The sequence below is a fragment of the Nitrospirae bacterium CG2_30_53_67 genome (genome assembly GCA_001873285.1).
In the GTDB taxonomy this organism is placed as follows: Bacteria; CG2-30-53-67; CG2-30-53-67; order CG2-30-53-67; family CG2-30-53-67; genus CG2-30-53-67.
This window is the reverse complement of record MNYV01000080.1, coordinates 1-6,750: the sequence shown is the minus strand read 5'-3', so window position 1 is coordinate 6,750 and position 6,750 is coordinate 1. Positions and strand designations below refer to the sequence as shown.

At 52.7% G+C, this 6,750-nt stretch carries 7 protein-coding genes; 6 read left to right on the top strand and 1 reads right to left on the bottom strand.

All coding sequences use genetic code 11. From position 1 onward, the window contains the following. Positions 1–127 precede the first annotated feature (127 nt). Positions 128–460 (top strand): mannose-6-phosphate isomerase, encoded by a 333-nt coding sequence (locus AUK29_04795; GenBank protein ID OIP64343.1) that lies wholly within the window; start codon positions 128–130, stop codon positions 458–460. Between the two features lie 73 nt (positions 461–533). Here the strand turns inward: AUK29_04795 and AUK29_04790 are convergent, their stop codons facing one another. After that, a complete protein-coding gene (locus AUK29_04790; protein OIP64342.1) occupies positions 534–1,757 on the bottom strand; it encodes an AmmeMemoRadiSam system protein B in 1,224 nt (407 codons plus the stop codon). A gap of 203 nt (positions 1,758–1,960) precedes the next feature. On the opposite strand from AUK29_04790, the gene AUK29_04785 reads away from it, so the two are divergent. The 5 genes from AUK29_04785 (at position 1,961) to AUK29_04765 (ending at position 6,491) form a co-directional block, all read left to right on the top strand. Next, a complete protein-coding gene (locus AUK29_04785; GenBank protein ID OIP64341.1) occupies positions 1,961–3,136 on the top strand; it encodes a TIGR00299 family protein in 1,176 nt (391 codons plus the stop codon). Next, positions 3,133–3,453, top strand: coding sequence for a hypothetical protein (locus tag AUK29_04780; protein ID OIP64340.1), 321 nt, complete (start codon positions 3,133–3,135; stop codon positions 3,451–3,453). The genes AUK29_04785 and AUK29_04780 overlap by 4 nt, the downstream gene beginning before the upstream one ends. A gap of 24 nt (positions 3,454–3,477) precedes the next feature. Then, positions 3,478–4,581, top strand: coding sequence for a hypothetical protein (locus AUK29_04775; protein OIP64339.1), 1,104 nt, complete (start codon positions 3,478–3,480; stop codon positions 4,579–4,581). Continuing rightward, positions 4,578–5,225 carry an endonuclease gene (locus AUK29_04770; GenBank protein OIP64338.1) on the top strand — a complete coding sequence of 216 codons (648 nt, stop codon included), beginning with the start codon at positions 4,578–4,580 and terminating at the stop codon, positions 5,223–5,225. Before AUK29_04775 ends, AUK29_04770 begins: the two co-directional genes overlap by 4 nt. Positions 5,226–5,585: 360 nt before the next feature. After that, the gene (locus AUK29_04765) at positions 5,586–6,491 is read left to right on the top strand and encodes a hypothetical protein (GenBank protein ID OIP64337.1); all 906 of its coding nucleotides are present in this window, start codon (positions 5,586–5,588) and stop codon (positions 6,489–6,491) included. Positions 6,492–6,750: the final 259 nt, after the last annotated feature.

The following is a 6,750-nucleotide window of genomic DNA, read 5'->3' as shown; positions in this document are numbered from 1 at the left end:
CCTACACAGGCAGAGGCTATCCGCCAGACGGGCGATCTTTACAACAAGACACGCCTCACCCCCCTGGTCAAGAGCCTCATGTCCCGGTGGCTCTCCTGGACAAGATTGTGATCACGCAACTATATGATTGACAGGTTTGCCTTTATTTCCTAAGATCAATTCGGACAGGGAAGACCATAAGGTCAAACGAATCACGGTCTATCCCGGAAAGCGGCTGAGCTATCAGAGGCACCGGCGCCGTTCGGAACACTGGCACGTGGTGACCGGAGAGGCCGTGGTCACCCTGAACGGCCGTGAGGTCCCGCGCACGGCCGGAGAATCCATGGATATCCCGTGCGGCGCCGCACACCGGATCTTAAATCCCGGAACCCGTAATCTGATTTTCATCGAGGTGCAAAAAGGGGACTACTTCGGAGAGGACGATATCGAACGCCTGGAGGATGATTTCGGACGGAACTGAATCGCATGACGGTCACGTTCATCCTTGAAGGGGCTCCCTGTCACCTGACGGACCAGGCCGGGAAAGTGGACGATTAGAAGACCAGCGAGGCATAGCTTACGGCGGATGAGGTCGGCGGCTCGAAGAATTGGCCGTAATCAAGAAGGCGGCCTTTCCCTCCCTCCATAATCTTGAGAAAGGTATAGATGTTGGGGAGGCCGCAGACATTGTGGCTTTCCCTCTCTTTTTGTATCTCCTTGAAGAACCCCTCAGCATCCCCCTCCTCAACATGCCTGATCAATGAAAGGTCATGGGTTTTCAGTGAGACGAGGTCGGTCTCGGTCAAGGGCATGGAATCCCCGAATTTCGGGCCTACATGGCTCAGGTCCGCCCCGGCGATCAGGGCTGCCTTGCCGTTCCGCCGGGCCAGGAAAGCCTTCAGGGTTTCAACGAAGAGGCGGATGGAATCATCATACATGGGACCCTCGGGCCTATCCATGAGATCCGCAAAAGAGTTGCACAATACCGGAATGATCTTGATCTCCCTCTCCGGGAAAAGATACCGCAAAAAAACCGCCTGAAATTCCACAGAGTGTTCGATCCGGTGGCCGAGCTGGCCTTGTGTCCAGTCCACTCCTGCGGCATCGTGGATCTGCTCGATTCCCTCCTGATCGCAAGGGATCACGCCCAGAGGCGTTTCAAAATCTTTTGGGCAGATCGAATACCGGTTCTCCCCGATGCTCCCGTGCGCAGTCCCCAGGATAATCATGGTGGAGGCGGCGCTCCCCTTTAGACGGGCATAGGCGGAGGCATAACAGCTTCCGGCCTCCCTGATATCCATATGCGGAGCGATGATTCCGGAGACGGTTCCGTCCGGATGAGCTGATTCTTTCAGGGCGCTGAAAAATCCCGTAAGAAAACCGGAGAGTTCTTCGGCCGTTTGAGGATAGGCCGTTCCGCTGTGTGCGGCAGGCCGGACGCTTGCATGGAGAAAGTCTTCTTCGATCCTCTTCCGGTGCAGGCGGAATCCTTCGCCGTCCAGAAAAAGATACTGATGGAGTTTCCCGATCAGGTCAACAATCTGCTCCCTGGGAATCATGACTTGGGTCTGCCGCATGAAATCCGCCTGGATGCCGCTCACGTCACGCGTCCCATCCATCAACGTCATCATCAGATAGGTTGCATGATTAATCATCAAAGCGGCATCTGAGAACCCTTCCGGATCTCTCAAACAAATGGCGGCCCCTCCATCCGGTTGGCTGATCGGAAAGACCATCAGAGGACGGAGTTTCGGGTGTTCCTGGATCATTTCTTTCATACCTTTATGAGATATTGATACCCACAATCATCACTGAAGTCAAGATTTTATTGATCCCATCGCAAAAAATAGAGACCACTCTCTGAGCGCCTTATGCCGGTCGGCAAAGAGCCTGGAACACCCGGAGATTTTTCTTTTCCCTTGAGAAACACCGGGGTCTATGTTAGATTCAAACTGTCCCGCAAATGTAAGGAGAATCTCTCTTGAGCATTGCCTACCTGGATTGTTTTTCGGGAATCAGCGGAGACATGACCCTCGGGGCCCTTCTCCATGCAGGCTTAAAAGAAGAGGTCCTCTTCTCCGAATTGAAAAAGCTGAATCTTTCCGGGTACCGGATCGAGATTCAATCTTCAAAACGCGGCTCCATCTCCGGGAACCGAGTCGATGTGATCATAGACAAGGCACAGCCGGCCCGGAACCTTCATGAGATCCTTTCCCTCATTAATGGAAGCAGTCTTTCTCATGAGGTGAAGGAAAAAAGCAACCGGATCTTTCAGTTGTTAGGAAAGGCCGAATCCGAGGTTCATAACGTGGACATCTCTTCGGTCCATTTCCACGAGGTCGGTGCCGTGGACGCGCTCATTGATATTGTAGGTACCGCTATCGGCATGGAAAGCCTGGGAATCCGCCGTGTCACCGCCTCTCCTGTCAATGTAGGAAGCGGAACCGTGAAGACCGAGCATGGTATTCTCCCGGTCCCGGCCCCGGCAACCCTCTCTCTTCTGAAAGGGAAACCCACCTATGCCGGCGGAATTTCCATGGAGCTGACCACTCCCACCGGCGCCGCCATCCTCGCCGGGCTGGCTCAGGACTTTTCAGTCCAGCCCCTCATGAAGATCGAACGCATCGGCTATGGCCTGGGCAAGGCGGACCTGCCCGGCTGGCCCAACTGTCTTCGCATCCTGATCGGGGAAGAAGACATTCCGGCCCGTCGCCAGGACCGATGCTGGATGATTGAAAGCAACATTGACGACATGAACCCGGAAATTTACGGGTTCGTCATGGACCGCCTTTTTGCCGAAGGGGCGCTCGATGTCTTTTTCACCCCGATCATCATGAAAAAGGGGAGGCCTGCCACACGGATCAGCGTCCTCTCTCCGGAAGGGATGGAGCATGCCCTGGTTAATATTATTTTTCAGGAGACCACAGCTATCGGCGTCCGCCGCTACAGCGTGGAACGGGAGAAGCTTGAACGTAAAATGATCCGGGTTGCGACTCCTTATGGGGAGGTTCCGGTCAAGATCGCTTATCTGGGAATGGAGGCCGTCAACCTCTCCCCGGAGTATGAGGTCTGCCGCAGGCTGGCTTCCGAGCAGAAGGTTCCTCTCAAACAGGTATATAATGAGGCCATGAGCGCCGCGAAGGGGAAGCACGGATGAGCGGATATGTCGCTGTTTTTGTCACCGCCTCTTCAAGAGAGGAGGCGGAAACCATTGCAAAGGAGCTGGTGGGGTCCCGTCTGGCGGCGTGCGCCAATATATTTCCGGAGATCCGCTCTATATTCAGGTGGAAAGGGAAGGTTCAAAAGGAGCAGGAGGTTCTCCTGATCATCAAAAGCCGTTTAGCGCTTTTCGACCGGATCGAACAGAGGGTCAGGGAGCTTCATAGTTATGAAGTCCCCGAAATCGTGGCCGTTCCCATCGTCAAAGGCTCTCCCCCCTATCTTGACTGGGTGGGAGAAGAAACCGCTGATTGATGTTTTTTTTAACGGAGTCCGTTCATGAATGAGGTTGACCTATTAAAAAAGATTGTCCAGGACCAGACGAGGATGCTCGAGGAGAAAAACCGGTTGCTCTCTGATCTCGAGTACCGCCTCAAACAGAGCATCGTCACGGGGAGCCGCAAGGAGGATCTTGCAAAATTCCAGTTTCAACTGAGCAGGCAGACCATTGAAGGGCAGTCCAGCCTGCTCAAGACCATCCTTGGATCGATTCCGTCCGGCATGATGGTGGTGGATGCCAAGCAGCAGATCCTCTCTTATAACCCGGCCGTCCAGCATATCCTGAAAATCCAGGAGAAGGAAATCCTGGGCAAAACCTGCGCCCAGTTTTTCGGAGAATCCTGCGAAATGCACACCCTTCTAAAAAAGGCCATGGAAACGGGTGAAGCCCAGTTTAGCCGGGAAGTGCGGGTCCGGACCGGAAGCGGCAGGGAGATCGTCCTCGCCGTAAACGCCGCGCCCATCCGAGACAGCCATCGGGACTTGATCGGCGGGGTGGAGATCTTCTCGGACGTCACCGGGGACGTGGATAGAGAGTGCCAGCTCCAGAAAAAACAGGAGAGCCTCATTCATGTCCTGACGAAGATCATGGAGAAGAAAGACCATTATATCCTTTCCCATTCCGAACGGGTCAAGGACCTGGCCATGGGAATGGCAAAAGACGCCGGGATTTCCAGCCCGGAGGAGCAGAGGGAACTTAGCAATGCCTGTCTTCTCCATGATATCGGATTGATTTCCGTTCCCGATGAGATCCTCAACGCAAAGCGGACCGGAACGGAAAAGCCTGTCGACATCATCCGGGCGCACCCTGTAGAGGGGGAGTGGATGCTGAGCAGTGTGGAAGGTTTTGATGCCATCAAACGTATTGTCCGATCCCATCACGAACGCTTTGACGGCGAAGGCTACCCGGACGGGATCAAAGGAGACCATATTCCATTCGCATCCCGTATCATAGCCCTGACCGAATCCTATGATGCCATGCTTCATGATGCGGCAACGTCACGGCGGTCTCAAGAAGAGGTTATAGAAGAGATCAAAGAGAACAGGGGATCCCAGTTTGACCCGGATCTGGTGGACATTTTTTTAAACAAGGTGCCGGGATGAAAAGGAACCTTGCCCAAAGACTGTTAAGGATATACAAGATCCTCTATGCCCATTACGGCCCTCAGCACTGGTGGCCGGCAGACAGCCGGTTTGAGGTGATCGTCGGGGCCATCCTCACCCAGAACACCAACTGGAAAAATGTGGAGAAGGCCATCACCAACCTGAAAGCAGAGGGGATCCTGTCGCCCCAGGCCCTCCACAAGGTCTCCCGTCAACGCCTCTCACGTCTGATCAGGTCTTCCGGATACTTCAATATCAAGACGGACCGGCTTAAATCCTTTATGGATTTCATGATGTCCGGATACGGAGGGGATCTCAAGGCCATGTTCAGGGGGAAAACGGAGATCCTGAGGGAGAAGCTCTTAAATATTAAAGGAATAGGGCCGGAGACCGCCGATTCCATCCTCCTGTACGCCGCGGGGAGGCCGGTTTTCGTGGTGGATGCCTATACCCGAAGGGTCCTCAGCCGGCACGGCCTGTGTGAGGATAAGGCATCCTATCATCAGATCCAGTCCCTCTTCATGGAAAACCTTGCGCCGGATGTCCGGATGTTCAACGAATACCATGCCCTGCTGGTCTCTGCAGGAAAGAGACATTGCACGTCCAAGCCGGTTTGCTCAGGCTGTCCTCTTCAGGGTTATTAGAGGGAGGCTTTTTGACCACTAAGTCTGAAGCAGAAGGTCTTTCCTGGTGATTTTAGGCGATAATGAGATCCTCTTCAGATAAAGACCCAGGGCCGATTCTCACGGTTGTACAATAAATTGACGGCAGAAAAATAAAATATCATGAAATATCCTTTTGAATCCATTAGCTAATTTATTTGTTGACAGATTTTTTTGACAGAAGTTATACTATAATAAACAAGACAAAGATGATTTTACCTGACGGGGAAATCAGAATAAATCGGGGATATGAATGGTTGACACAGGGAATTCCAATATGATAATCAATGCCGTAATCTGAATTCCTTGATTTCCCCCTTTTTTTTGAACCAGCGAAGAGGTATGCCTATGAAAAAATATACTATGATGATCATGTCGGACCCCACGGCGAAGGTCCGTAAGATCAGGATCACCGCCCCGACCCCGGCTCAGATGATCTCGGCGGCCGTGGTGGTCGCCATCGTTGCGGTCTCCCTCTCGTTCTATTTTTTATTAGACTATACCCGGATGAAGATTCAGATGAAGGGATTCAACTCCCTTCGCAAGGAGAATACGGTTCAGCGTTTTCAGTTGCAGGCCTTTAAAAGGAATCTGGAACAGATCAAAACAGAACTTGAATCCCTGAAAGACCTCGACCATAAGCTGCGCGTGATGGCCAATCTGGATAAAACCCATAACAACAAATACCTGCTGGGCATCGGCGGGCCGGCAAAAACCTCGCTTCCCAACGAGTATCAGACAGACCTCTCCTCAGAGATTACACGGGATCTCAATGAATTGAGCCAGACCACGGCCAAGCAGGAGGTCAGCTTCCAGGAACTCATTGAATTCTTCTCCGAGCAGAAATCCATTCTGGCCGGCACACCATCCATCTGGCCGGTTCACGGGTGGGTCACTTCCGGATTCGGGACGAGGACGGATTCCTTCACGGGTTATCGAGCCATGCATGAAGGGCTCGATATTGCAACCCAAACAGGCACTTCCGTGATCGCTCCCTGCGACGGCATCGTTACACTCGTGACCCAGGACTACGGGTACGGGAAAATGCTCGAGATCAATAACGGAAACGGGATCATCACCCGCTATGGCCACAACTCCAAGATCGCCGTACGCGTGGGAGACCGCGTCAAGCGGGGTAATATCATTGCCTACGTTGGAAATACCGGACGCAGCACGGGCCCGCACCTCCATTATGAGGTCATCGTCAACGGTGTTCATGTAAACCCCATGAAATACATTATGAATTGAGCGGTTTTCTCAGAGGAAAGTCAAACGAGATTTTCCATTGAAAGATCACTGAATTTACGATAACATACCCCCGAACTGAAAAGGCCGGGGGTTTTTTTTATATCGGATCAGAACCTATAAAATGAGGATCAGCTCCAAAAGAGTGGGTGAAAACATCAGGGGTCAAGGGGTCAAGGATTCCAGGGGTCAAGTGAAGTGCTTTTTAAAAACTCAAGGGTCCGAGGGGTCAAGGGGCTTAGGGTCCAAGTGAAAAGCATAG

Bases quoted from the DNA above. Each gene is read 5' to 3' on its own strand.
- AUK29_04790 (OIP64342.1), bottom strand. From the start codon at position 1,757: ATGAAAGAAATGATCCAGGAACACCCGAAACTCCGTCCTCTGATGGTC.
- AUK29_04780 (OIP64340.1), top strand. From the start codon at position 3,133: ATGAGCGGATATGTCGCTGTTTTTGTCACCGCCTCTTCAAGAGAGGAG.
- AUK29_04775 (OIP64339.1), top strand. From the start codon at position 3,478: ATGAATGAGGTTGACCTATTAAAAAAGATTGTCCAGGACCAGACGAGG.
- AUK29_04770 (OIP64338.1), top strand. From the start codon at position 4,578: ATGAAAAGGAACCTTGCCCAAAGACTGTTAAGGATATACAAGATCCTC.
- AUK29_04765 (OIP64337.1), top strand. From the start codon at position 5,586: ATGCCTATGAAAAAATATACTATGATGATCATGTCGGACCCCACGGCG.